We start from the raw sequence: 25,619 nt of genomic DNA, 5'->3' as shown, positions 1-25,619 counted from the left end.
TTGCCGAAAGGAAGGTAAACATGGATAGAAATGCCCCGATCGGAGTTTTTGATTCAGGCATCGGCGGTCTGACGGTAGCCCGTGAGATCATGCGCCAGATGCCGCAGGAGCGCATCGTATACTTTGGAGATACGGCGCGCGTTCCATATGGAAGCAAATCGCAGGAGACGGTGCTGCGCTATTCCCGCCAGATCATCCGTTTTCTGAAAACACAGGGAGTCAAGGCGATCGTGATTGCCTGCAACACGGCCTCGGCGTGTGCACTGGAGACGGTCAAACAGGAATTGGATATCCCGATCATCGGGGTTATCTACGCGGGCGCGCGCACGGCCGCCGAGGCAACCCATAATGGAAAGATTGGCGTGATTGGAACCGAGGCGACCATCCGGAGCGGTATTTATACCAGAGAAATGCAGAAGCTGCGCCCGGATATTGAGGTCATTGGAAAACCGTGTCCGCTCTTTGTGCCGCTGGTGGAGGAAGGACTCTTCCATGATTCGGTAACAGACGAGATTGCCTCCCGGTATCTTTCTTCGCTGAAAGAAAAATACATTGATACGCTGGTTATGGGATGTACGCATTATCCGCTGCTGCGTTCGACGCTGCACCGGCTGATGGGTGACGAGGTGACTTTGGTAAATCCGGCATATGAGACGGCGGTTGAACTTAAAACTCTGCTGCGGGACATGGATCTGACACGCAGTTCGGAGGATCTGGAACGTTTTTCGGAGGAAAACAGCCGCCGCGCTGCTGCCGGGGAGCCGATTCTTGACCAGTATCAGTTCTTTGTCAGCGACCGGGCGGAGAATTTCACGCGTTTTGCCAAGGCGATTCTGCCAAAAGAGGTAAAAGACACGAAACAGATTAACATTGAGGAGTATTAAAATATGACGAAAGATGTGCTTGTATCCGTGCGCGGTGCCCATATTGCGGACGGGGAGACGAATAACCTGGAGGTTATCACGGCAGGCAGCTATTATTTCAAAAATGGCAAGCATTATATCATCTATGATGAGATACTGGAGGGCGAGGAAGGAAGCATTCGCAATACCATCAAAGCCAATGCGGACAGCGTCGATATGATCAAGGGAGGCGATGCGCGGGCGCATATGATTTTTCAGGAGAACCGTCCGAATGTCAGCTGTTATGTGACTCCATACGGTCAGATGATCGTGGGCGTCACGACCGACCGCATCAAGATCAATGAAGGTCCGGATCATCTGAAAATCCAGATTGATTATACGCTGGAACTCAACTATGAGCAGACCAGCCAGAGCCATATTGAAATTGATGTGAAATCGAAGGCGACGGCGAAATTGAACCTGAAAGAGCAGTAAATATAAAAGAATATAGAAACAAAGAAATAAAATCGATGAATCAAAAATCCCGGAAACGTGCAATCAGTTACATTTCCGGGATTTTAAGATCCATTATTTATTTTTCTTGGACTTGGAAGCTTCTTTCTTTGCTGCCTCTTCTGTATTTTTCTTGAAACGGTCAAAGAATTTTTTCTTCTTCGGCAGCGGCGGGATGCCTCCGCGCACGCTCTTGATCTCTGTGATATAAAGACCGCTGATGACAACCTTTGCCTCGGTGCGGAGCGGTAACTGAAGGAATACCTTCTCATCCGCGATCATGGTCACAACCTTCGGTCCGATCTTAGCCTTTACGATCGGGAGCTTCGCCCACTTCATATACCATGGAGTCTGGTCAATAACCATCTTCGGGAGACCGGAATCTCCGATTTTCAGTTTCTTTTTGTCAATCGCCAGAATCGAAACAGTCTGTTTCGAAGCGTCGATCATAGTCTGCTGCTCTGCCTGACGTTTCTGCATCCGGGAACCCAGAATATACAGTACGACAAGAAGGATAGCCAGAATGACGATAATAACTAGCAGTACATTCCAAAATGACATATATATATACCTCCGTTGTAGATAGCGGCGGGACACAAATCCAATCCCATTTCGCAGAAATAACGAAAATAGCCGCGCAATTACTATGTATTATAGCATTGGAGAGGGGAAATGGCAAGAAAAATAGACGGGTAACTATGGCTTATTCCAAATCCATCAAAAAACCACTTGACACCCATCAAATCCCATGCTAAGATGGAGAATGCACTATTGTGGAAAACTGTGTTTTCCGGGTATTCGTATGCCCAAATGACAGTGCAGCTCCGTCGGCATGAAACAAGGCTGGTTCGGAGATGGAAAAATGCAAACCATAGAGATAGAAAGAAAACAGGGGTGAAACATCGAATGGAGAAAAGCAGGATGCGTCCGGTAAAAACCGGTAAAGGTGTAAGGATGACCTTCTCAAGACAAAAAGAAGTTCTGGAAATGCCGAATTTGATTGAGATTCAGAAAAACTCGTATCAGTGGTTCCTGGATGAGGGACTGAAAGAAGTGTTTGCTGATATCTCCCCGATCACGGATTTCGCAGGTCACTTGAGTCTGGAATTTGTGGATTTTACACTGTGTAAAAACGATATCAAATATACGATCGAAGAGTGCAAAGAGCGCGATGCGACCTATGCAGCTCCTCTGAAGGTAAAGGTAAGACTTTGCAATAAAGATAAAGATGAGATCAATGAACATGAGATTTTCATGGGTGATCTTCCACTTATGACCGACACCGGCTCCTTCGTTATCAACGGAGCGGAGCGAGTTATCGTCAGCCAGCTTGTTCGTTCCCCTGGTATTTATTATGGAATCGCGCACGATAAGATCGGTACAGAGTTATACAGCTGCACCGTTATCCCGAACCGGGGTGCCTGGCTGGAGTATGAGACAGATTCCAACGACATTTTCTACGTGCGTGTAGACCGGACCAGAAAAGTTCCTGTTACTGTTCTGATCCGTGCTCTTGGTTACGGTACTAACGCCGAGATCATTGACCTGTTCGGCGATGAGCTGAAACTGGAGAAGAGCTTTGAGAAGGATCCGTCCAACAACTACCAGGATGGTCTTCTGGAATTATATAAGAAGATTCGTCCAGGTGAGCCGCTTTCCGTAGACAGCGCAGAGAGCCTGTTAAACAGCATGTTCTTCGATCCGCGCCGCTACGATCTGGCAAAGGTAGGTCGTTATAAATTCAATAAAAAGCTTCACTTTAAGAACCGTATCGTAGGTCACGTTCTGGCTGAGGATGTGGTTGATACAACTACCGGAGAGATTCTGGCGGAGCAGGGAACAAAGATTACCAAGGACCTTGCTACTGACATCCAGAACGCAGGCGTTCCGTTTGTATGGATTCAGGGTGAGAAGAAGAATCACAAGGTTCTTTCTAACATGATGGTAGATCTGGGCGCTTATGTGAATTTCGATCCGGAAGAAGTAGGCGTCACAGAGTTAGTATTCTATCCGGTTCTCCAGGGTATTCTGGAAGAAAATGCCGGCGCTTCTGATGAGGAGTTAAAAGAGATTATCCGCAGAGATATCCATGACCTGATTCCGAAGCACATTACGAAGGAAGATATCATCGCTTCCATCAACTACAACATGCATCTGGAAGGTGGCATCGGCAATCCAGATGATATCGATCATCTGGGCAACCGTCGTATCCGTGCGGTCGGCGAGCTGCTTCAGAACCAGTACCGTATCGGTCTGTCCCGTATGGAGCGTGTGGTACGTGAGCGTATGACAACACAGGACATGGAAGGTGTTTCTGCCCAGTCCCTGATCAATATCAAGCCGGTTACAGCAGCAGTCAAGGAGTTCTTCGGAAGTTCCCAGCTGTCCCAGTTCATGGATCAGAACAACCCGCTGTCCGAGCTGACCCATAAGAGACGTCTTTCCGCCCTGGGTCCTGGCGGTCTGTCAAGGGACCGTGCCGGATTCGAGGTACGAGATGTACACTACACACACTATGGCCGTATGTGCCCGATCGAGACACCTGAGGGACCGAACATCGGTCTGATCAACTCCCTGGCATCTTACGCACGTGTCAATGAGTACGGTTTCATCGAAGCTCCGTACCGTGTAGTAGATAAAACCGATCCGTCCAACCCGGTTGTTACGGATGAGGTTGTATACCTGACAGCAGACGAGGAAGATAACTTCGTTGTTGCACAGGCAAACGAGCAGTTAGACGAAGAAGGACACTTCGTCCACAATAACGTATCTGGTCGTTTCCGTGAGGAGACCTCCGAGTTCCAGAAGAAGAAAATCGACCTGATGGACGTATCCCCGAAGATGGTATTCTCCGTAGCTACTTCCATGATTCCGTTCCTGCAGAACGACGATGCGAACCGTGCTCTGATGGGATCGAACATGCAGCGTCAGGCGGTACCGCTTCTGACCACCGAGAGAGCCGTTGTCGATACCGGTATTTCCGCGAAGGCAGCTGTTGACTCCGGTGTGTGTGTCGTTGCAAAGAATGCCGGTGTGGTTGAGCGCTCCGCTTCCAACGAGATCATCATCAAGAGAGATTCCGATGGAAACCGCGATGTATACCATCTGACAAAATTCAAGAGAAGTAACCAGTCCAACTGCTACAATCAGAAACCGATTGTATACAAGAATGACCATGTCGAAGCTGGCGAGGTTATCGCAGATGGTCCGTCCACCTGCAACGGTGAGATCGGTCTGGGCAAAAACCCGCTGATCGGCTTCATGACCTGGGAAGGCTACAACTACGAGGATGCCGTTCTTCTGTCTGAGCGTCTGGTTCAGGAGGATGTATATACCTCCGTCCATATCGAGGAATACGAGGCAGAAGCACGTGATACCAAGCTGGGACCGGAAGAGATCACAAGAGATGTTCCGGGTGTCGGCGAGGATGCACTGAAAGATCTGGACGAGCGCGGTATCATCCGCATCGGTGCAGAGGTTCGTGCCGGTGATATCCTGGTAGGTAAGGTTACTCCGAAGGGAGAGACCGAGCTGACCGCAGAAGAGCGCCTGTTACGTGCGATCTTCGGTGAGAAGGCAAGAGAGGTTCGTGATACCTCCCTGAAAGTACCGCATGGTGCATACGGTATCATCATTGATGCGAAGGTATTTACAAGAGAGAACGGCGACGAGCTGGCTCCGGGTGTAAATAAGACCGTTCGTATCTACATTGCACAGAAGAGAAAGATTTCCGTCGGCGATAAGATGGCTGGTCGTCATGGTAACAAGGGTGTCGTTTCCCGTGTGCTTCCGGTTGAGGATATGCCGTTCCTTCCGAATGGCCGTCCGCTCGACATCGTACTGAACCCACTGGGCGTACCGTCCCGTATGAATATCGGACAGGTCCTGGAGATTCATTTAAGCCTTGCTGCCAAAGCACTTGGTTTTGATGTGTCCACCCCGATTTTCGACGGTGCAGACGAGAAAGATATTCAGAACACTCTGGAGATGGCAAATGACTATGTCAACACCTCCTGGGAAGAGTTCGAAGCAAAATATAAAGATATTGTAGATCCGGAAGTTATGGAGTATCTGGGTACCCATCTGGAGCACAGAAAACTCTGGAAGGGCGTTCCGATCGGACGCGATGGTAAAGTCCGCCTGAGAGATGGACGTACCGGCGAATACTTCGACAGCCCGGTTACAATCGGACACATGCATTACCTGAAACTGCATCATCTGGTTGATGATAAGATTCATGCACGCTCCACAGGTCCTTACTCCCTCGTTACACAGCAGCCGCTGGGTGGTAAAGCTCAGTTCGGTGGCCAGCGTTTCGGAGAGATGGAGGTTTGGGCACTGGAGGCGTATGGCGCATCCTATACGCTGCAGGAGATCCTGACCGTGAAGTCCGATGATGTGGTAGGTCGTGTGAAGACATACGAGGCAATCATCAAGGGCGAGAATATTCCGGAGCCGGGTATTCCGGAGTCCTTCAAGGTACTCTTAAAAGAGCTTCAGTCCCTGGGTCTGGATGTCAGAGTTCTGGCAGAAGACGGTTCCGAGATCGAGCTCAAGGAGAACATCGACGAAGGCGATACCGATCTTCGTTCCGTCATCGAGGGTGACAGCAAGCGTTACTCTCAGAATGAGTCCTTCGGCAACTACGGTTACCAGGAGCAGGAATTTAAAGATGGTGAGCTGACCGATGTAGAGCATGATGAGTATACAGCAGAGGCAGACGGCTATACAGACGATGACTATGCAGACGTTTCCGATGATAATGGATCTGACGACGAAGAATAATCGATAGGAGGGAGTACCGCTCATGCCAGAGACAAATGAAACATATCAACCATTGACATTTGACGCAATCAAGATCGGTTTGGCATCCCCTGAAAAGATTCTGGAGTGGTCTCACGGCGAGGTTAAAAAGCCGGAGACCATCAACTACAGAACATTAAAGCCGGAGAAAGACGGCCTGTTCTGTGAGAGAATCTTTGGACCGAGCAAGGACTGGGAGTGCCACTGTGGTAAATATAAAAAAATCAGATATAAAGGTGTTATCTGTGACCGCTGCGGCGTTGAGGTTACAAAAGCCAGCGTCCGCCGTGAGCGCATGGGTCATATCGAGCTTGCAGCTCCGGTTTCCCACATCTGGTATTTCAAGGGAATTCCGAGCCGCATGGGTCTGATTCTGGACATTTCTCCGAGAACTCTGGAGAAGGTTCTGTACTTCGCTTCCTATATCGTGCTGGATCCGGGACAGACCGGACTGCAGATGAAGCAGGTTCTGTCTGAGAAGGAGTACCGTGACGAGATCGAGAAATACGGTTACGGTTCTTTCCGTGTCGGCATGGGTGCCGAGGCGATTCAGGAGCTTTTAAAGGCGATCGACCTGGAGAAGGATTCTGAGGATCTGAGAAACCAGTTACAGGATGCAACCGGACAGAAGCGTGCCCGCATCATCAAGCGTCTGGAAGTCGTAGAGGCATTCAGAAATTCCGGCAACAAACCGGAGTGGATGATCATGACCGTTGTCCCGGTTATCCCGCCGGATATCCGTCCGATGGTACAGCTGGATGGCGGACGTTTCGCAACTTCCGACTTAAACGACCTGTACCGCCGTATTATCAACCGTAACAACCGTCTGGCAAGACTTCTGGAGCTCGGCGCACCGGATATCATCGTGCGCAACGAGAAACGTATGCTTCAGGAGGCAGTTGACGCATTAATTGATAATGGCCGCCGTGGCCGTCCGGTTACCGGTCCTGGCAACCGTGCCCTCAAGTCCCTTTCCGATATGTTAAAGGGTAAACAGGGACGTTTCCGTCAGAACCTGCTGGGTAAACGAGTTGACTATTCCGGACGTTCTGTTATCGTCGTAGGACCGGAGTTAAAGATTTACCAGTGCGGTCTGCCGAAAGAGATGGCGATCGAGCTGTTTAAACCGTTCGTTATGAAAGAGTTGGTTTCCAACGGAACCGCTCATAACATTAAAAATGCAAAGAAGATGGTAGAGCGCCTTCAGCCGGAGGTTTGGGACGTTCTCGAGGATGTAATCAAAGAGCATCCGGTTATGTTAAACCGTGCTCCTACACTGCATCGTCTGGGTATCCAGGCATTCGAGCCGATTCTGGTAGAAGGTAAGGCAATCAAGCTGCATCCGCTTGTTTGTACCGCATTCAACGCCGATTTCGATGGCGACCAGATGGCGGTACATCTTCCGCTTTCCGTGGAGGCACAGGCAGAGTGCCGTTTCCTGCTGCTTTCTCCGAATAACCTGTTAAAACCGTCCGATGGTGGTCCGGTAGCCGTTCCTTCTCAGGATATGGTACTTGGTATTTACTATCTGACCCAGGAACGTCCGGGCGCCAAGGGCGAGGGCATGGCATTCAAGAGCATCAACGAGGCGATTCTTGCATACGAGAACAAGGTTGTTACCCTGCATTCCCGTGTCAAAGTAAGAGTAACCCGCACGATGCCGGATGGCACAACGAAGACTGGTATCATCGAGTCTACCGTTGGACGTTTCATCTTCAACGAGATCATCCCGCAGGATCTGGGCTTCGTAGACCGTTCCCAGAAAGAGAACGAGCTGAAACTGGAAGTTGACTTCCACGTAGGCAAGAAGCAGTTAAAGCAGATTCTGGAGAAGGTTATCAATGTCCATGGTGCAACCCAGACAGCGATCACCCTGGATGATATCAAGGCGATTGGCTACAAGTTCTCTACACGTGCAGCCATGACCGTATCGATTTCCGATATGACCGTACCGGCAAGCAAGCCGAAGCTGATTGCTGACGCGCAGGCAACGGTTGACCATATCGCAAAGAACTTCCGCCGTGGTCTTATCACAGAGGAAGAGCGTTACAAAGAAGTTATCGAGACCTGGAAGGCAACCGATGATCAGCTGACTCACGACCTGCTGACAGGACTTGACAAATATAACAACATCTTCATGATGGCTGACTCCGGTGCGCGAGGATCGGATAAGCAGATTAAACAGCTTGCTGGTATGCGAGGACTGATGGCAGATACGACCGGTCATACGATTGAACTTCCTATCAAGTCCAACTTCCGTGAGGGTCTGGACGTACTGGAGTACTTCATCTCCGCACACGGAGCTCGAAAAGGTATGTCCGATACGGCTCTGCGTACTGCCGACTCTGGTTACCTGACCAGACGTCTGGTAGACGTATCCCAGGATCTGATCGTCCGCGAGGAGGACTGCTGCTGGGATAAGCCGGAGATTCCGTATATGGAGATCAAGGCATTCATGGATGGTCAGGAGACCATCGAGACATTGCAGGAGCGTATCACAGGACGTTTCATCGCTGAGACAATCACAGACCCGGATACAGGTGAAGTGGTGATCGAGAAGAACCATATGTGTACGCCGAAGCGTGCAGCGGCTGTTATGGAAGCATTGAAGAAACAGGGCAGAGATTCCATCAAGATCCGTACCGTCCTGACCTGTAAATCCCATATCGGTGTGTGTGCGAAGTGCTACGGTGCCAACATGGCAACCGGTCAGCCGGTCCAGGTCGGTGAGGCAGTCGGCATCATCGCGGCACAGTCCATCGGTGAGCCTGGTACACAGCTGACCATGCGTACGTTCCACTCGGGCGGCGTTGCCGGTGGCGATATCACACAGGGTCTTCCGCGTGTCGAGGAGCTTTTCGAGGCACGTAAGCCGAAGGGACTTGCTATCATCGCTGAGTTCGGCGGTGTGGCAACCATCAAAGATACCAAGAAGAAACGTGAGATCATTATCACGGATAATGAGACGGGCAATTCCAAGACATACCTGATTCCTTACGGCTCCCGTATCAAGATTCAGGACGGCGCGGTTCTGGAGGCTGGTGACGAGCTGACCGAAGGTAGCGTGAACCCGCACGATATTCTGAAGATCAAGGGCGTTCGCGCCGTACAGGATTACATGATCCAGGAAGTACAGCGTGTATACCGCTTACAGGGTGTAGAAATCAACGATAAGCATATCGAGATGATCGTACACCAGATGTTAAAGAAGATTAAGATTGAGGAAAGTGGAGATTCCGACGTACTGCCGGGCGTATCCATGGATGTACTCGATTTCAACGAGATGAACGAGGCGCTGGAAGCCGAGGGCAAAGAGCCGGCGATCGGACGTCAGGTTATGCTGGGTATCACCAAGGCATCTCTGGCAACCGACTCCTTCTTATCCGCTGCATCCTTCCAGGAGACAACCAAGGTTCTGACCGAGGCTGCCATCAACGGAAAGGTAGATAAGCTGATTGGTCTGAAGGAGAACGTTCTGATTGGTAAGCTGATTCCGGCTGGTACCGGTATGAAGCGTTACCGCTCCATCAAGCTGAACACTGATGTTGAGGAAGAGGATGATATCGATCTGGCAGAGGACGACTTCAACGAGCCGGCTGAACTGGACGAGGCAGACAAGATTGTACTCAACGAGGATGAGCTGAGTGAAGAATAATTAAAAATGAAAAACGGAATCGTTTTTTGGAGATCGCCGCAGAGATGCGGCGGTCTTTTTTTGTGCCAATGATGCGCACTCGCGCGAAGCTGTAGGTTGTCGCAAGCGACCGCGCGAGACGCCCGAATGTGCCAAGGCACATTCGTTCCTGCCATATCATAGACAGAAAACCGTAAGAAATAGAAGCGCGGGATTGGTTGAATCGAAGGGGAAAATCCGTTATACTTATAAAGGAAATGTTTAAAATCCAAAGTAATGTGATTAAATTGTATAAATTTAAAGAACAAATTTAACGATTTTAGACTTTCAAAACAGAAACAATTATTTTAAAAATAGAGACATTGGAAGGAGATTATATAGATGAAGAGACACAATTGGCTCAAAAAACACACACTGGGACTGGCGGCGGCTCTGCTGATGACAGCCGGTATGTCGCAGATCGCGCTGGCAGGTGACTCGGTGTATGTCAATACGTCTTCCCTGCGCTACCGGACATCGGCGCAGATCAAGGACAATAATATCGCGGGCAATCTGTCCTACGGTCAGAAGCTGGAGCGCGTGGGAACCAGCGGGCAGTGGACGATGATTCTTTTGAATGGAAAGAAGTATTACGTTTCATCCGCCTATGTGACAAGCAAAAAACCGGCATCCGCAGGTGCTGTCCAGACAACCAGCCAGACAGCAGCGGGAGCGCAGACATCCGGCGGCACGGCGATCGCACTTTCTTCTAATTATAAATACGCAAATTATTCAAAGATCAACAGCGGAACTGCGACCCTGTACCGCTCGACGGCTTCCAACAAGAAAAATAAAGTGGTCTGTGTCAATGCCGGACATGGAACAAACGGTGGCGGAAGCGTCAAGACCCAGTGTCATCCGGATGGAAGTGCGAAAGTAACCGGCGGCACAACCGGAGCCGGTGCTACCTCAGCAGTGGCAGTTTCCAGCGGTATGACCTTTGCAGATGGAACAGCAGAGAGCAAGGTAACACTTGCTATGGCAAAGGTGCTTAAGACAAAACTTCTGAATGCAGGCTATGATGTACTGATGATCCGTGAATCAGATGATGTACAGCTGGATAATATAGCCCGTACGGTCATTGCGAATAACAACGCGGACTGTCATATAGCCTTGCACTGGGATTCAACCAGCAGCAACAAGGGTGCTTTTTTCATGAGCGTTCCAAGCAATGCAACCTACCGTGCGATGGAGCCGGTTGCCTCTCATTGGAAGCAGCACAACCAACTGGGCGAGTCGCTGATCAGCGGCTTAAAGAGCGCGGGTGTGAAGATTTATTCCAAAGGCAGCATGGAGATGGATTTGACCCAGACTTCCTATTCGACGATTCCGAGTGTGGATATTGAGCTGGGAGATAAGGCGTCCGATCATTCGGGTGCGACGCTTGAGACGCTGGCGAACGGACTGCTGACTGGCGTGAATACGTTTTTTGGACAGTAAAAACTGAAAGGAGGAAAGCGTATGGGATTGGTGGCGTTTATTATGGCATATGCATTATTTGCGTTTATCTTTTATATTCTGCAGGTAATTGCATACTGGAAGATCTTTACAAAAGCCGGGGAAGAAGGATGGAAATCCATCATTCCGATTTACAATGGCTATGTACAGTACCGACTGACCTGGGATGTGCAGTATTTTTGGGTGGCACTGGGACTGGCGGTCGGCGGAGGTATTTTAAATTCCTTCGGCGGAATCGTGGGAGTTATCGGTTCGCTTGCGCTTCTGGGAACAGCACTCATGAATGTGGTGGCACTCTATAAGCTGGCGTGTGCCTATGGTCACGGGATAGGATTTACGATTGGTTTATTTTTCCTGAATCCGCTTTTTATGCTGATTCTTGGTTTTGGTGATTCGGAGTACATGGGACCGCAGGAGTAGCGGAAATGAAGTTCCGGGATATTTAAGATATTTTCCAGACAAAAAAGAGTCAGACGAGACAATAGAGGGTTTTGCACTGTACCTGGCTACAGCACAAAACCCTTGTTACTGCTCACAGGTAGGCACTTTTGGAACCGAAAGTGCCGTAAGAAAACGTGGTGGCAGCAGGAATTTGCCGTATTTAAATGCGAAGCCACGGCAAATTCCGTTACTGGGCACGTATGCGTGAACAGTAACAAACCCTTTATTTTACGGGAAAAATTTGCATTTTATACCTTGACAGTGCAACTCAAACTAGCTATAATAAGTAAGCGTGCAAAATTCAAGGAATTTCTGCGCGGAAATACAAGCTTAAAAAAGCAACCACAGACAATATCACAGGAGGTGAAAAGGATGCCTACATTTAACCAGTTAGTAAGAAAGGGAAGACAGACATCTGAAAAGAAATCAACAGCTCCGGCTCTGCAGAAGGGATACAACTCTTTACAGAAGAAAGCTATCAACGTTTCTGCACCGCAGAAGAGAGGCGTGTGTACAGCCGTTAAGACTGCAACACCTAAAAAGCCTAACTCTGCTCTTAGAAAAATCGCCAGAGTTCGTCTTTCCAACGGTATCGAAGTAACAAGCTACATCCCGGGTGAGGGACACAACTTACAGGAGCACAGCGTTGTTCTGATTCGTGGTGGTCGTGTAAAAGACTTACCAGGTACCAGATACCACATCATCAGAGGTACTCTTGATACTGCAGGCGTAGCCAACAGAAAACAGGCGCGTTCCAAATACGGCGCTAAGAGACCGAAAGACAAGAAATAATTTTAATTAGGTAGAAGTTCTATTAGATTTAGAATGAATGTGCCGGACTTTGATATTGATCCTGTAGGTTGCAGGGAATCATAGAACCGCGCACGAGACGCAGGTTGAACTTAGAGAGAACCTGCCGAGTAGGAAGAGAGGAAGCACCATGCTCAATGTCGCGCTGAAAGACGCGCTCGTTTCGCAGGTGCGCTTTCACACTAAGCTCGTGAGGAACCTCGCTAAGTGTTCAATGCGAGTACCTAAGATCTAATGAATGGCTCCCGCGGCTCCCCGCCGGAGCAGATATTAAGGAGGGAAGTAACGTGCCACGTAAAGGACATACTCAGAAAAGAGACGTATTAGCGGATCCGCTGTACAACAACAAGGTTGTTACTAAATTAATCAACAACATCATGCTGGACGGCAAAAAGGGCGTTGCTCAGAAGATCGTATACGGCGCGTTTGATCGTGTCGCTGCAGAATCCGGTAAGGAAGCTGTAGAGGTTTTCGAAGAGGCAATGAACAACATCATGCCGGTTCTGGAAGTTAAGGCAAAACGTATCGGTGGTGCTACCTATCAGGTACCGATCGAGGTTAAGCCGGAAAGAAGACAGGCTCTTGCACTTCGCTGGATCACTCTGTACTCCCGTAAGAGAGGCGAGAAGACTCAGGAAGAGAGACTGGCAAAAGAGATTCTGGATGCAGCTAACAACACTGGTGCATCTGTGAAGAAGAAAGAAGATATGCATAAGATGGCAGAGGCTAACAAGGCATTTGCTCATTACAGATTCTAATAGGAGGAAAAAGCTTTGGCTGGAAGAGAATATCCGTTAGAGAGAACCAGAAATATTGGTATTATGGCTCATATCGATGCTGGTAAGACTACCACTACTGAGCGTATTCTGTATTATACTGGTGTTAACTATAAGATCGGTGATACTCATGAAGGTACTGCTACCATGGACTGGATGGCTCAGGAGCAGGAGAGAGGTATTACCATCACTTCTGCAGCGACAACCTGTCACTGGACTCTGCAGGAAAACTGCAAACCGAAACCAGGCGCTCTGGAGCATCGTATCAACATCATCGATACTCCAGGACACGTTGACTTCACGGTTGAGGTTGAGCGTTCCCTGCGTGTACTGGACGGTGCTGTAGGTGTATTCTGTGCTAAGGGTGGTGTAGAGCCGCAGTCTGAGAACGTATGGCGTCAGGCTGATACCTACAATGTACCGCGTATGGCATTCATCAACAAGATGGATATCCTGGGTGCAAACTTCTATGGCTGTGTAGAGCAGATCAAGACCAGACTTGGTAAGAATGCTATCTGTTTACAGCTTCCGATCGGCAAGGAAGATGATTTCAAGGGAATTATCGACCTGTTCGAGATGAAAGCATACATCTACAATGATGATAAGGGTGAGGACATTAGCATCCTTGATATCCCGGAGGATATGAAGGATGACGCTGAGCTTTACCACACCGAGCTGGTAGAGAAGATCTGCGAGCTGGACGACGATCTGATGATGGCTTACCTTGAGGGTGAAGAGCCGTCTGTAGATGAGTTAAAGAAAGTATTAAGAAAAGCAACCTGCGAGTGTCAGGCAATCCCGGTATGCTGTGGTACTGCATACAGAAATAAGGGTGTTCAGAAGCTCCTGGATGCAATCATCGAGTTCATGCCGTCTCCGCTTGACATCCCGCCGATCAAGGGTGTTGACCTGGATGGCAACGAGACTGTAAGACATTCTTCCGACGAAGAGCCGTTCTCCGCTCTTGTATTCAAGATCATGACCGACCCGTTCGTAGGTAAGCTGGCTTACTTCCGTGTGTACTCAGGTGTTATGAACTCCGGTTCATATGTACTGAATGCAACAAAGGACAAAAAAGAGCGTGTTGGACGTATCCTTCAGATGCATGCCAACAAGCGTCACGAGCTGGAAAAGGTTTACTCCGGTGATATCGCAGCAGCGATCGGATTCAAGTTCTCCACCACAGGTGATACTATCTGTGATGAGCAGCATCCGGTAATCCTGGAGTCCATGGAGTTCCCGGAGCCGGTTATCGACATCGCTATCGAGCCGAAGACCAAAGCTGGTCAGGACAAGATGGGCGAGGCTCTTGCAAAACTGGCAGAGGAGGATCCGACCTTCCGTGCTTATACAAACAAAGAGACTGGTCAGACAATCATCGCTGGTATGGGCGAGCTCCATCTGGAGATTATCGTAGACCGTCTGCTTCGTGAGTTCCACGTTGAAGCTAACGTAGGTGCTCCGCAGGTAGCTTACAAAGAGACCTTCACAAAGGCTGTAGATGTAGACAGCAAGTATGCAAAACAGTCTGGTGGTCGTGGTCAGTACGGTCACTGTAAGGTACACTTCACTCCGATGGATCCGAACGGCGAAGAGACCTTCAAGTTTGAGTCCAGCGTTGTCGGCGGTGCTATCCCGAAAGAGTACATCCCGGCTGTAGGCGAAGGTATCGAAGAGGCTGCTAAGGCAGGTATCCTCGGCGGATTCCCGGTACTCGGCGTTCACGCTGACGTATACGATGGTTCCTACCATGAGGTCGACTCTTCTGAGATGGCTTTCCATATCGCAGGTTCCATGGCATTCAAGGATGCTATGCGTAAAGGTAACCCGGTACTGCTTGAGCCGATCATGAAGGTTGAGGTAACCATGCCGGAAGAGTATATGGGTGATATCATCGGTGATATCAATTCTCGTCGTGGTCGTATCGAGGGTATGGAAGACATCGGCGGCGGCAAGCTGGTTAAGGCTTATGTTCCGCTGGCAGAGATGTTCGGTTATTCTACCGACCTTCGTTCCAGAACTCAGGGACGTGGTAACTACTCCATGTTCTTTGAGAAATATGAGCAGGTTCCGAAGAGCGTTCAGGAGAAAGTTCTTGCTGGAAAAGCTGAGAAATAATTAAAAATGTAACTATATTGCCTTTTCCGGGCAGATAACTGCCCGGAAAAGCAATATTAGGCTTGAAAAAACGGCTCTAATCGAATATAATTAGAGTCAGCCTAACATAAATTGAGATACCCGTATTGGGTGTAAATTAAGGAGGACGTCTTAAAATGGCAAAAGCAAAGTTTGAAAGAACTAAACCGCATTGTAACATTGGTACTATCGGACACGTAGACCATGGTAAAACAACCCTGACAGCAGCTATCACAAAAGTTCTGGCTGCAAGAGTAGCTGGTAACACAGCTGAGAACTTCGAGGATATCGATAAAGCTCCGGAAGAGAGAGAGCGTGGTATTACTATCTCTACTGCACACGTTGAGTATCAGACAGAGAAGAGACATTACGCACACGTTGACTGCCCAGGACATGCTGACTACGTTAAGAACATGATCACTGGTGCTGCTCAGATGGATGGCGCTATTCTGGTTGTAGCTGCTACCGATGGTGTTATGGCTCAGACAAGAGAGCACATCCTGCTTTCCCGTCAGGTAGGCGTACCGTACATCGTAGTATTCATGAACAAGTGCGATATGGTAGACGATCCGGAGCTGCTTGAGCTGGTTGAGATGGAGATCAGAGACCTGCTGAACGAGTACGAGTTCCCGGGCGATGACACACCGATCATCCAGGGTTCTGCTCTGAAGGCTCTTGAAGATCCGAACGGCGAGTGGGGCGACAAGATCATGGAGCTCATGGACGCTGTAGATTCCTACATTCCGGATCCGGTACGTGCTACTGATAAGCCGTTCCTGATGCCAATCGAGGACGTATTCACCATCACAGGTCGTGGTACTGTTGCTACCGGCCGTGTTGAGCGTGGTACTCTGAAACTGAACGATGAGGTTGAGATCGTTGGTATTCACGAGGAGACTCGTAAGACTGTTGTAACTGGTATCGAGATGTTCCGTAAGCTGCTTGATCAGGCTGAGGCTGGTGATAACATCGGTGCTCTGCTTCGTGGTGTTCAGAGAACTGACATCCAGCGTGGTCAGTGTCTGGTTAAACCGGGCTCTGTAAAATGCCATAAGAAATTTACTGCTCAGGTTTACGTTCTGACAAAAGACGAGGGTGGTCGTCATACTCCGTTCTTCAACAACTATCGTCCGCAGTTCTACTTCAGAACCACTGACGTAACAGGCGTTTGTGAGTTACCGGCTGGTACCGAGATGTGTATGCCGGGCGACAACGTAGAGATGACTGTAGAGCTGATTCATCCGGTAGCTATGGAGCAGGGTCTTCGTTTCGCTATCCGTGAGGGCGGCCGTACAGTAGGATCTGGTAGAGTTGCTACTATCATCGAGTAATCAATGAATTAAACAAAGGTGCTTCTTGTATGCGCAGCAGGCAAGAAGATGTACCGTATATATATTATAAAGTCGCTTCCAGGAAGCGCATTGTGTCCAGACGTAAGAGATACCCCGGAACCGTAAGGTTTCCGGGGTTTTTCTGTTGTTTCATAGGAAATTGCGTTCTATGAAACAACAAACGCTCCGCGAGGATGCGTACTCGCGCGAAGCAGAAACATGTCGCAAGCGACCGCGCGAGACGCCCGAATGTGTCAAGGTACATTCTTTTTCACAGAATTTCAGCCTTTTACGCATTGTCGGTTGCCAGAAGTCCGGCGGCACGCAGGTTGGCAAGAAGTTCATTGAAGCGTTCAACGACATCTTCAGCACTTGTTGCATCTGCGACGGGAACAGCGGCGGTAACGGTGGCGGCGGGACCGGTAGGACCTGTAGCGCCGGTAGGACCCGTTGCGCCGGTAGCTCCTGTAGCGCCGACAGCTCCTGCAGCGCCGGTAGGACCTGTAGCGCCAGTCGGACCCGCAGCGCCGGTAGCTCCTGTAGCGCCAGTTGGGCCGGTAGCGCCGTCAGCCCCGGTCGGCCCAGTCGGACCCGCAGCCCCGTCAGCGCCAGCCGGCCCAGTCGGACCCGTAGCGCCCGCAGCCCCGTCAGCGCCAGCCGGCCCAGCCGGACCCGCAGCGCCGGTAGCGCCGGTCGGCCCAGTCGGACCAACAGCCCCGGTAGTGCCGGTCGGCCCAGCTGGACCCGCAGGACCGGTAGCGCCGGTCGGCCCGGTCGGACCAGTCGGCCCAGCCGGACCCGTAGCGCCGTCCAGTCCATCGAGTCCGGCAGCACCAGTGGGACCGACAGGTCCGATCGGTCCGGGGCAGCCGCGTGGTCCTATGGGACCGGGACGACAGCAGTTGTAGGGTTCAAAAGAACCGGGACAGCCGCGATCGCGTCCGCAGCGCCCATAGCCGTTATTTTCATAGTCACTATCATCAAAATAGTAGGGAAAATTACATGAATGACGAAACATAAAAAACTCCTTTCCAGATTTAGGACATCCATCCTGATGTAGTATATGTGTGCGATGAAAGAGATGTGCATTAGCAGAAAGGGGCGGGGAAATTGAGGGTTGGGAACTGTGGAATATTATAAGTGTGGAAGACGGTAAGAATGAATGTAGAAAGTGTGGATGCCGCTGGATGGAACGACTCCCAGTCCGCTGCTCAGACCACTGCAGAGGTCGGAGCGAATGTCACAAGATAGGTAATCCGTTTGTTTTATGGTTTGAGGATATGGTTTGAAAGTATTCTTCATTTGTCAAAACCGCCGGAGAATCCGGGCGGATTTTTTTTGTTTCCTTATGATAATACAGTGCCTTATCATAGTTTCCCATCCGATCATAGCAGACGCATAGCTGGATTAAAGGAATGAAATCATAGTAATCGGCTTCGATAAAGGCATTTGGATGATATTCTGGCCGGTCTTTGAGGGCAAGCTGGTACCAGAAAACAGCCTGGGAAATTTCTCCGAGGGAAAGTTTCAACCGTCCGATCTCACAGCAGGTTTTAGCACGTGGGCGGTCGTAGAGAAAACTCTGGAACAGAGAAAGCTGGCTGGCAGCCGTATTTCTGAGCATTTCATGGCAGCGCGCCAGAAGCAGACAGGCGTCCGCCTTATTTTCATACCACCCGTCCGGTTCGTTTAGGAAATGTTCCAGAACCGGGCGGGCTTTTTCGTATTGTTTGTGGTCGATGAGTTCGCGGGCGTAGTAGTATTGATGGCGCGGATCGAGCAGTTCGCCGTCTGCAAGCATTGTTTCATAGATTTTCAGGTTCCGGTCAGAATGGGTGAGAGCGGAAGCAGGCTTCCGGTGTTCGATCTGAATAGGAGAATAGAGAATTCTGCCGCGTGGCGCGATGGCTTCGTGGACGCGTCCTTTCCAGCGAAAATGCCGGTCCGTTCGCAGAATCCGTTCGCGATCGTAGGTAAATGCAGGTGTGCCGTCCGACTGGAATCCAGCGATGTATTTCATCATGACAACGTCGGGCTGCGGGGATTTGCTTAAAGTTTCTTTCAACTTTAAAATCGCTGTAATCGATTCTGCGGGAACGACATCGTCGGCGTCGAGCCACATCCAGTATTCGGTTGTGACCTTTTCACAGATGAAATTGCGCGCGGCGGCGAAATCATCGTTCCACGGGTAGTGATAAATATGTTTGGTGTATTGCCGGGCGATTTCTACAGTTCGATCGGTGGAACCGGTGTCGGCGACGAGGATTTCATCCGCAAATTGTATGGCAGATGCTAAAACACGCGTCAAAACGGCTTCTTCATTTTTGACGATCATACATAGGCTGAGGCGGATCATGGGATCTCCAAAATCAATATCAAATTGATATTAATATATGAAAGAAGTTTTTAGATGTGTACAGACATTATATATATAATTATATAAGGATAAACAGGAGAAAAGTAACGTACTTTTCTCCTGAAATGATGGCTGCAATTCACTCTGCGCTATTTAACAGCACTTGAAAAAATATTATAGAGCTTCAAAAAAAGCATTGGTCAATTTCTGTATATTCAGATACGGGTTCTCATAATCAAAACTACGCATCCGTCCCTTGGCAGCCAGAACACCGAGCTGGATCGGCTCAGCGATATCCGAATTGAGCCGATCATCGAGCATACCGCTGATGAAACCGCCGGCAAAGGAATCACCGGCGCCGGTATCGTTGTTTAACTGGTACTGGTAGAGCTTTTTGTGGCGGACTGTGCGGATCTGACATACGCCGTCCTTAAAATGGATCAGCTCATGGCGGTCATCGTGCTTGACAATGAGGGTGCGGGTGGGATCCGGGTTGATCGCAGAAAAATACTCACAGAGGTTCGCGTAGAGCGGACGGGCGCTGCGGGCATTGAAGCCGAGGTTTTTCTTTTCGGATTTATTTAAGAAAACATAATCGGCATATGCGATCAGTGGCTGTAAGCGCTCACGGCGCAGCGATGTATACTCAAAACCAGGATCCATGCTGACTTTCATGGCAGGATTTAAATGTTTTGCCTGGATGACCGATTGCATGATTGCCTCGAATTGGTCGAAATCAGACAGGGATGACAGGTGGATCCAGCGGGCCTGCGCGAGGTACTCCGCCAGTGTGGTTCCCGTCCGGGCTTCCTGTTCATGGATGCGGTCTAAGAGAGTGTTGTTGGCACACGGCGCGATCTTGATGCAATTGCGCGTGTGATTATAAAGGCGGACAATCGATTTGGCAATCGCTTTGGAATATGGATCGTCGAAGCGCTCGCGCGTGGTAAACAGCCAGTCACGGTTATCCAGGTGCGCCAGCTCGGCGTCAATGTCATTTGTCTTGCCGAAGCGCAGATCGAATGGACTGGGCGTGCCGCACACGCCGACGTAAGCGACCTGCAGGTTAGGGAGAATATGCTTTGCCACTTTCAGGGTGATGAAAGCAGAACCGCCGATCTGGGTTGTGTATTCCTTGCCTTTTATCGCCAGCTCCTGAATATCGTTTTCCACATCGGAAATCGGGTTGCTTAAGTTCTCGTCGCCTCCACCGGCGGATGTCTCCACCAGATCAAGCCCGGTGCAGTGAAACATATAGTCATAATTGATAGCGCCAATGCAAATAATATCTAAACCTGCCATGAGATTCTACCTCTTTTGTCCGTGTATTTTTTAGTATTTAAAATGAAGAGCGGTGCGGGATTTTTGCTTTTTCAGCAGGATCTCGCACCAGCACCATTTACAGAATATAACACGGTTTTTCGTTTGTCAAATAAAATGTAAAATTAGTGTAAAAAAGACGCGGAAAAGTGCCAAAAAGCCTTTATTTATAAGGAAAAACTACATTTTTTATTAGAGAAAATAAAGAAAAAAGATGGGGAGAAAGAGTGGAAAATGAGAATGGGAAAATAGGGGAAATGGAGAAAAAGGGAATGGAAAAGTGCGGATGGACAGCGGGTGAAATGTTCAGTATAATTTGATGGAATAGAGATAGAATGGACAGGAAACGAAGGGAGGAGAGTGCGATAAAAGATCGAATCAAGGAAAAGCAGAATGAGAAATCAGAGGGGATGGAAAGAGTGGTTTTAACCCGCCTCCATCTCAGCGCCTCCGCCCTTAAATATTTAGCACTCCTGGCGATGACGGCAGACCACATTGCGGTGATCTGCAGACCGGTTCCGGGATTCCGGACATTTGGGGATCTGGCGTTTCCATTGTTCGCCTTTTTATTAGTAGAAGGTTTTTTTCACACGCGGGATCGCAGATGTTATGGACGGAGGCTGCTTTTGGCGGCGGTTGTGTCGGAGATTCCGTATGATCTGGCATTTTCCGGACGGTGGATGGATGCACAGCACCAGAATGTCTGCCTGACCTTTTTTCTGGCGCTGGTTGCGATGGAGCTGTTAGAGCGGTATGGAAACGGTATCTGGGAGAAGCTGGTGCTAACGGCAGTGTTCTGTACGCTGACAGAAGCGGCGGGAGCAGACGGCGGCGCATGGGGGATGGGAATGGTGCTGGCATTTTATTTTTGTGTAATAGGAAATTCCTTGGAATTCCCTATTACACAAAAAGGCACTAACGTGCCAAGGAACATTCTCTTTCATGAGAAAACGGCAGGGGTGTTTATGAAGATAATCGTTGCCGTCCTCATCGGAGCGTTCGCGTGGCAGGAATCCCTCTGGGTGCTGGCGCTCACGGCTGTCTGCTTCATGTTATATGATGGCTCCAGAGGTCGGAGCAGATTTCGTTCCTTCTTTTATGTCTATTATCCGGCGCATCTTTTGACGCTGTATTTTGTGGGAAAATGGCTGGGATGACTTTTATCCTATGGGAATTTTTGACAATTTTCGGGCGTAAAACACGCCCTTTTTTTATTTCCAGGTCAGGCAAAAAAACTTGACAATAAAGTTAGCATGTGCTAACCTTATGTATGGGTTAGGAGAAACTAATGAGAATTAGTCTCATCTAATGAAAATTAGCTCTCTCTAACAACTGTTAGCAGGCACTAATGAAAATTAATGTACGCGAATCAATTAGATTACCGGCAGATGAAAACAGCCGTTTCCGCCAAGTGAGACATCATGACGGGCAGAAGGTGGAAAAACAGAGGAAGGAGAATCGTATGCAGGGAGCAATGCCGATTTCGATGGCAACCGTAGGAACCGCCTATACGATCAAAAAGATCAGCGGAAACACAGAGGTTCGTTCTCATTTAAAATCCATGGGATTTAACGAGGGAACCGAAGTAAAATTGATAACCCAGCTGGACGGAGACGTGATTATTCACGTAAAGGAGTCCAGAGTGGCTATAAATAAGGATCAGGCAAGACACATTCTGGTCTAAGACAAGGGAATGGGGATATTCCGGAGCAGGTTGTATGGTAGAAAAGCAGACGGAATCCCGAGTGAAAAATTGGAATGGTTAGGAGGAACAGAGAATGACGCTTAAAGATGCACAGGTTGGATCTACCGTCAAAGTTGTCAAGATTCATGGCGAAGGCGCATACAAACGCCGCATCATGGATATGGGCATCACGAAGGGAAGCGAGATTTTTATTCGAAAAGTAGCTCCGCTGGGCGACCCGGTAGAGGTTACGATTCGTGGATATGAGCTTTCACTTCGTAAAGCCGATGCTGAGTGCGTAGATGTTCAGACAGTTTAATAAGTTTGATTAAAAAAGCAGGAGGATGAAAAATGGCAATTCATATTGCTTTGGCGGGTAACCCGAACTGCGGTAAAACAACCATGTTTAACGCACTGACGGGTGCAAACCAGTATGTAGGTAACTGGCCGGGTGTTACAGTTGAGAAGAAAACCGGTAAATTAAAAGATGCTTCGGGAGAAGAGGTAAATGTAACGGACCTTCCAGGAGTTTATTCCCTTTCTCCGTATACACTGGAGGAAGTTGTAACCCGTGATTTTATCTTAAAAGAGAATCCGGATGTCATCGTAGACTTAGTCGATGCAACCAACATTGAGCGTAACCTGTATCTGACCACACAGCTGATCGAGACAGGTATTCCGGTTGTTATCGCTTTAAATATGTGCGATCTTCTGAAGAAGAACGGCATCAACATTGATGTAAAGGCACTGTCCAAGAAACTTGGCTGCCCGATCATTGAGACTTCCGCGCTGAAGAAAACCGGTCTAAAGGAAGTTATTGCAGAGGCAATCAAAGTTGCAAAGAGCCATGCAACAGGCACTGTAAGCGCTATTTTCGAGGGCAGCGTAGAGGATAAAGTAAGCGCAATCGAGGCAGAGCTTCCGTCCAGTATTCCGGAAGCAGAGAAGAGATGGTACGCAATCAAAGTTCTCGAGAATGACAGCAAGGTTGTAGAGCAGCTTGGTCTTAGTGCAGACAACCGTTTCTCCCGTTACACCAAGGAGCTGGAGAAAGAGTTTGATGATGACGCTGAGTCCGTTATCACTGACCAGAGATATGTATACATCCAGAAGGTTATCGAGGAGACCGTAAAGAAACCGGCTCAGAAGATGAGTCTTTCGGATAAGATCGATAGCATCGTAACCAACCGTTTACTTGGTATTCCGATCTTTGTTCTTGTTATGTGGGCGGTTTACTATGTATCCGTTACTACCGTTGGTACATTCGTAACAGACTGGACCAATGATACATTTGTTGGCGCAATTCAGGGCTGGGCTGGCGATGCACTGGCAGCAGCAGGCGCTTCTGACCTGATTGTAAGCCTTGTAGTGGATGGTATCATCGGCGGTGTTGGTGCCGTTCTTGGTTTCGTTCCGCAGATGGCTATCCTGTTCCTCTTCCTTTCCATTCTGGAAGATTGTGGTTACATGGTACGTATCGCATTCGTTATGGACCGTGTATTCCGTCACTTCGGATTGTCCGGTAAGAGCTTCATCCCGCTGCTGATTTCTTCTGGCTGCGGCGTTCCTGGTATCATGGCGTCCAAGACCATCGAGCAGGACAACGACAGACGTCTTACCATCATGACAGCAACCTTCGTTCCGTGTGGTGCGAAGCTGCCGGTTATCGCTCTGATGGGCGGCGTTATGGCTGGTTATATGAGCGGCGACATGGATCTGGCTACTATGATGGCTCCGATCATGTACTTTGTAGGTATCGCTGCGGTTCTTGTATCCGCGATCATGTTAAAGAAGACCAAACCGTTCTCCGGCAAACCAGCTCCGTTCGTTATGGAGCTTCCGGCGTACCACATTCCGTCCGCTAAGACCGTTCTCCTTCATGTTTGGGAGCGTCTGAAGGGATTCATCATCAAGGCTGGTACAATCCTGTTCCTGGCTTGCGTTGTTATGTGGTTCCTGTCCTCCTTCGGATTTGTAGACGGTGGATTTGGTCTGGTAGAAGAATCTGCTGATTCTATCCTGGCTATGCTGGGCGGCGCTATCGCAATCCTGTTCCGTCCGCTTGGTTTCGGCGAGTGGCAGCCGGTTGCAGCTTCCATCACTGGTTTCACCGCAAAAGAGGCTATCGTTTCCACCATGGGCGTTCTGGCAAATGTATCCGAGGATCTGTCTGAGGAGACCGATGTCGTAGCAGCAGCTATCCAGACATGGTTCCCGACAACCATCGCAGCCTTTACATTCCTGCTGTTCAACCTGCTTGACTCTCCGTGTCTGGCAGCTATCGCAACGATGGCACAGCAGCTCCAGTCCAGAAAATGGTTCTGGTTCGCTATCCTGTATCAGAATCTCTTCGCTTACGCTGTATCCCTGATTGTATATCAGTTAGGTGGTCTGGTACTTGGCGCAGTTGCATTCAACGTATGGACTATCGTGGCAGCAGTCCTTCTTGTACTCATGCTGTTCATGCTGTTTCGTCCGGATCCATACAAGGATCAGAAGAGCTACACAAGAAGCTCTGTAGAGGCAGCTTCATAAGTTAGTTTCTAAATGAAAAATAAAACAGGTTCTGCCGTCCGGCCGGTGGTTTTGCGTTTCCGCTGACCGGGCATCGGCAGGTGCCTGTAATCATAAGTGATAAAATTAATCCTTTATAAGGCTGCCTCGGATAGCAGGATGAAAGTCTGCTGTTTGGAGGCAGTTTTATTCGATTTCAAAAAAGAAAAGGAGAAAGCATAGATGGGGGATTCATCCGGATCCATGTTTTATGGTGTGATTGGTTTTCTGGTAGTTTATTTTGTAGGATATTTTATCTGTCGTGTGTATGATAAAATAAAAAAGATACTCCGAAGCCATTCATCGAAAAGTCAGAGAAGAGAGGACGATAACGTATGAGACCGATTGATATTGGAATTTTAATTGTAGTAGCGATTTTGCTTTTGCTGGCATTACGTTCGGCGATCCGTCATTACACGGGAAAGGGCGGCGGATGCTGCGGATGCTCCGGTGGAAGCTGCGGTTCCTGCGGCAGCGATGGGAATGCTGGTGCGCGCGGCGAAGATCTTTCCAAGAAAGCGGTTACAGCGGGTACCCCGTCCAAGATCATGCGGATCGAGGGTATGCACTGTGCAAACTGCAAGAAATCCGTTGAAAAAGCCCTGACCGCCCAGAACGGCGTCATCCGTGCAGATGCGGACGTAGACAGAGGCATTGCCCGCGTGTTCTATGAGAATGGCGTGGACGATGCGAAGCTGCAGGAAGCGGTTGAAAAAGAGGGATTTGTGGTTAAGAATATTGAGACGGTTGTCTAAGAGAAAAAGTGTGATCCTGTTCTGGTGTTACTGTTCACGCAAACGTGCCCAGTAACGGAATTTGCCGTGGCTTCGCATTTAAATACGGCAAATTCCTGCTGCCACCACGTTTTCTTACGGCACTTTCGGTTCCAAAAGTGCCTACCCGTGTACGGTAACGTTCTGGTT

General features: G+C 49.2%; 19 protein-coding genes. 15 read left to right on the top strand and 4 right to left on the bottom strand.

Annotated features, from left to right (window positions below; translation table 11 throughout):
- Positions 1-20 precede the first annotated feature (20 nt).
- Together murI and DWV73_RS07290 are read left to right on the top strand one after the other, a co-directional pair.
- Complete coding sequence (murI, locus tag DWV73_RS07295) at positions 21-884, top strand: glutamate racemase (RefSeq protein WP_117796281.1); 864 nt, start codon at positions 21-23, stop codon at positions 882-884.
- 3 nt (positions 885-887) lie between these two features.
- Positions 888-1,337 (top strand): DUF1934 domain-containing protein, encoded by a 450-nt coding sequence (locus DWV73_RS07290; RefSeq protein WP_022360090.1) that lies wholly within the window; start codon positions 888-890, stop codon positions 1,335-1,337.
- A gap of 93 nt (positions 1,338-1,430) precedes the next feature.
- On the opposite strand, the gene DWV73_RS07285 is transcribed toward DWV73_RS07290, so the two are convergent.
- The gene (locus tag DWV73_RS07285) at positions 1,431-1,916 is read right to left on the bottom strand and encodes a hypothetical protein (protein ID WP_022360091.1); all 486 of its coding nucleotides are present in this window, start codon (positions 1,914-1,916) and stop codon (positions 1,431-1,433) included.
- A gap of 345 nt (positions 1,917-2,261) precedes the next feature.
- Between DWV73_RS07285 and DWV73_RS07280 the strand changes: the two genes are divergently transcribed.
- From DWV73_RS07280 to tuf, 8 genes are all read left to right on the top strand, one after another.
- Positions 2,262-6,140: a DNA-directed RNA polymerase subunit beta gene (locus DWV73_RS07280; protein ID WP_117796280.1), complete on the top strand. Its 3,879-nt coding sequence runs from the start codon at positions 2,262-2,264 to the stop codon at positions 6,138-6,140.
- A 22-nt stretch (positions 6,141-6,162) separates the two neighbouring features.
- The gene (rpoC, locus tag DWV73_RS07275; protein WP_117796279.1) at positions 6,163-9,813 is read left to right on the top strand and encodes a DNA-directed RNA polymerase subunit beta'; all 3,651 of its coding nucleotides are present in this window, start codon (positions 6,163-6,165) and stop codon (positions 9,811-9,813) included.
- A 360-nt stretch (positions 9,814-10,173) separates the two neighbouring features.
- Positions 10,174-11,271: an N-acetylmuramoyl-L-alanine amidase gene (locus tag DWV73_RS07270; protein WP_117796278.1), complete on the top strand. Its 1,098-nt coding sequence runs from the start codon at positions 10,174-10,176 to the stop codon at positions 11,269-11,271.
- 21 nt (positions 11,272-11,292) lie between these two features.
- Entirely contained in the window at positions 11,293-11,709 is a 417-nt protein-coding gene (locus DWV73_RS07265; protein WP_022358471.1) for a DUF5684 domain-containing protein, read from the top strand.
- A 393-nt stretch (positions 11,710-12,102) separates the two neighbouring features.
- Positions 12,103-12,522 (top strand): 30S ribosomal protein S12, encoded by a 420-nt coding sequence (rpsL, locus tag DWV73_RS07260; protein WP_022358472.1) that lies wholly within the window; start codon positions 12,103-12,105, stop codon positions 12,520-12,522.
- A 305-nt stretch (positions 12,523-12,827) separates the two neighbouring features.
- A complete protein-coding gene (gene rpsG / locus DWV73_RS07255) occupies positions 12,828-13,298 on the top strand; it encodes a 30S ribosomal protein S7 (RefSeq protein ID WP_022358473.1) in 471 nt (156 codons plus the stop codon).
- Between the two features lie 15 nt (positions 13,299-13,313).
- Positions 13,314-15,434, top strand: a complete 2,121-nt coding sequence (gene fusA, locus DWV73_RS07250) for an elongation factor G (protein ID WP_107000673.1) — start codon at positions 13,314-13,316, stop codon at positions 15,432-15,434.
- 155 nt (positions 15,435-15,589) lie between these two features.
- Positions 15,590-16,783 (top strand): elongation factor Tu, encoded by a 1,194-nt coding sequence (tuf, locus tag DWV73_RS07245; protein ID WP_107000672.1) that lies wholly within the window; start codon positions 15,590-15,592, stop codon positions 16,781-16,783.
- Positions 16,784-17,072: 289 nt separating this feature from the next.
- Here tuf and DWV73_RS07240 read toward each other — a convergent pair whose 3' ends face one another.
- The 3 genes from DWV73_RS07240 to DWV73_RS07230 all read right to left on the bottom strand — a co-directional run bounded on the left by DWV73_RS07240 (position 17,073) and on the right by DWV73_RS07230 (position 20,441).
- Complete coding sequence (locus tag DWV73_RS07240; protein WP_147341931.1) at positions 17,073-17,801, bottom strand: hypothetical protein; 729 nt, start codon at positions 17,799-17,801, stop codon at positions 17,073-17,075.
- Positions 17,802-18,023: 222 nt separating this feature from the next.
- The gene (locus DWV73_RS07235) at positions 18,024-19,118 is read right to left on the bottom strand and encodes a glycosyltransferase family 2 protein (protein WP_347472255.1); all 1,095 of its coding nucleotides are present in this window, start codon (positions 19,116-19,118) and stop codon (positions 18,024-18,026) included.
- 195 nt (positions 19,119-19,313) lie between these two features.
- Entirely contained in the window at positions 19,314-20,441 is a 1,128-nt protein-coding gene (locus DWV73_RS07230) for a carbohydrate kinase family protein (RefSeq protein ID WP_117796276.1), read from the bottom strand.
- Positions 20,442-20,869: 428 nt separating this feature from the next.
- On the opposite strand from DWV73_RS07230, the gene DWV73_RS07225 reads away from it, so the two are divergent.
- The 5 genes from DWV73_RS07225 to DWV73_RS07205 all read left to right on the top strand — a co-directional run bounded on the left by DWV73_RS07225 (position 20,870) and on the right by DWV73_RS07205 (position 25,451).
- A complete protein-coding gene (locus DWV73_RS07225; protein ID WP_207661066.1) occupies positions 20,870-21,616 on the top strand; it encodes a TraX family protein in 747 nt (248 codons plus the stop codon).
- A 191-nt stretch (positions 21,617-21,807) separates the two neighbouring features.
- Entirely contained in the window at positions 21,808-22,143 is a 336-nt protein-coding gene (locus DWV73_RS12990; protein ID WP_242995768.1) for a FeoA family protein, read from the top strand.
- A 94-nt stretch (positions 22,144-22,237) separates the two neighbouring features.
- Positions 22,238-22,462 carry a ferrous iron transport protein A gene (locus tag DWV73_RS07215; protein WP_022359013.1) on the top strand — a complete coding sequence of 75 codons (225 nt, stop codon included), beginning with the start codon at positions 22,238-22,240 and terminating at the stop codon, positions 22,460-22,462.
- Between the two features lie 32 nt (positions 22,463-22,494).
- Positions 22,495-24,678, top strand: coding sequence for a ferrous iron transport protein B (gene feoB, locus DWV73_RS07210; RefSeq protein ID WP_117796274.1), 2,184 nt, complete (start codon positions 22,495-22,497; stop codon positions 24,676-24,678).
- Between the two features lie 353 nt (positions 24,679-25,031).
- Positions 25,032-25,451, top strand: a complete 420-nt coding sequence (locus tag DWV73_RS07205; protein ID WP_107000658.1) for a heavy metal-associated domain-containing protein — start codon at positions 25,032-25,034, stop codon at positions 25,449-25,451.
- The last annotated feature ends 168 nt before the right edge of the window (positions 25,452-25,619 follow it).

Source organism: Clostridium sp. AF12-41 (genome assembly GCF_003461685.1).
GTDB lineage: Bacteria > Bacillota > Clostridia > Lachnospirales > Lachnospiraceae > Otoolea > Otoolea fessa.
This window is presented reverse-complemented; position numbering and strand designations above follow the sequence as displayed.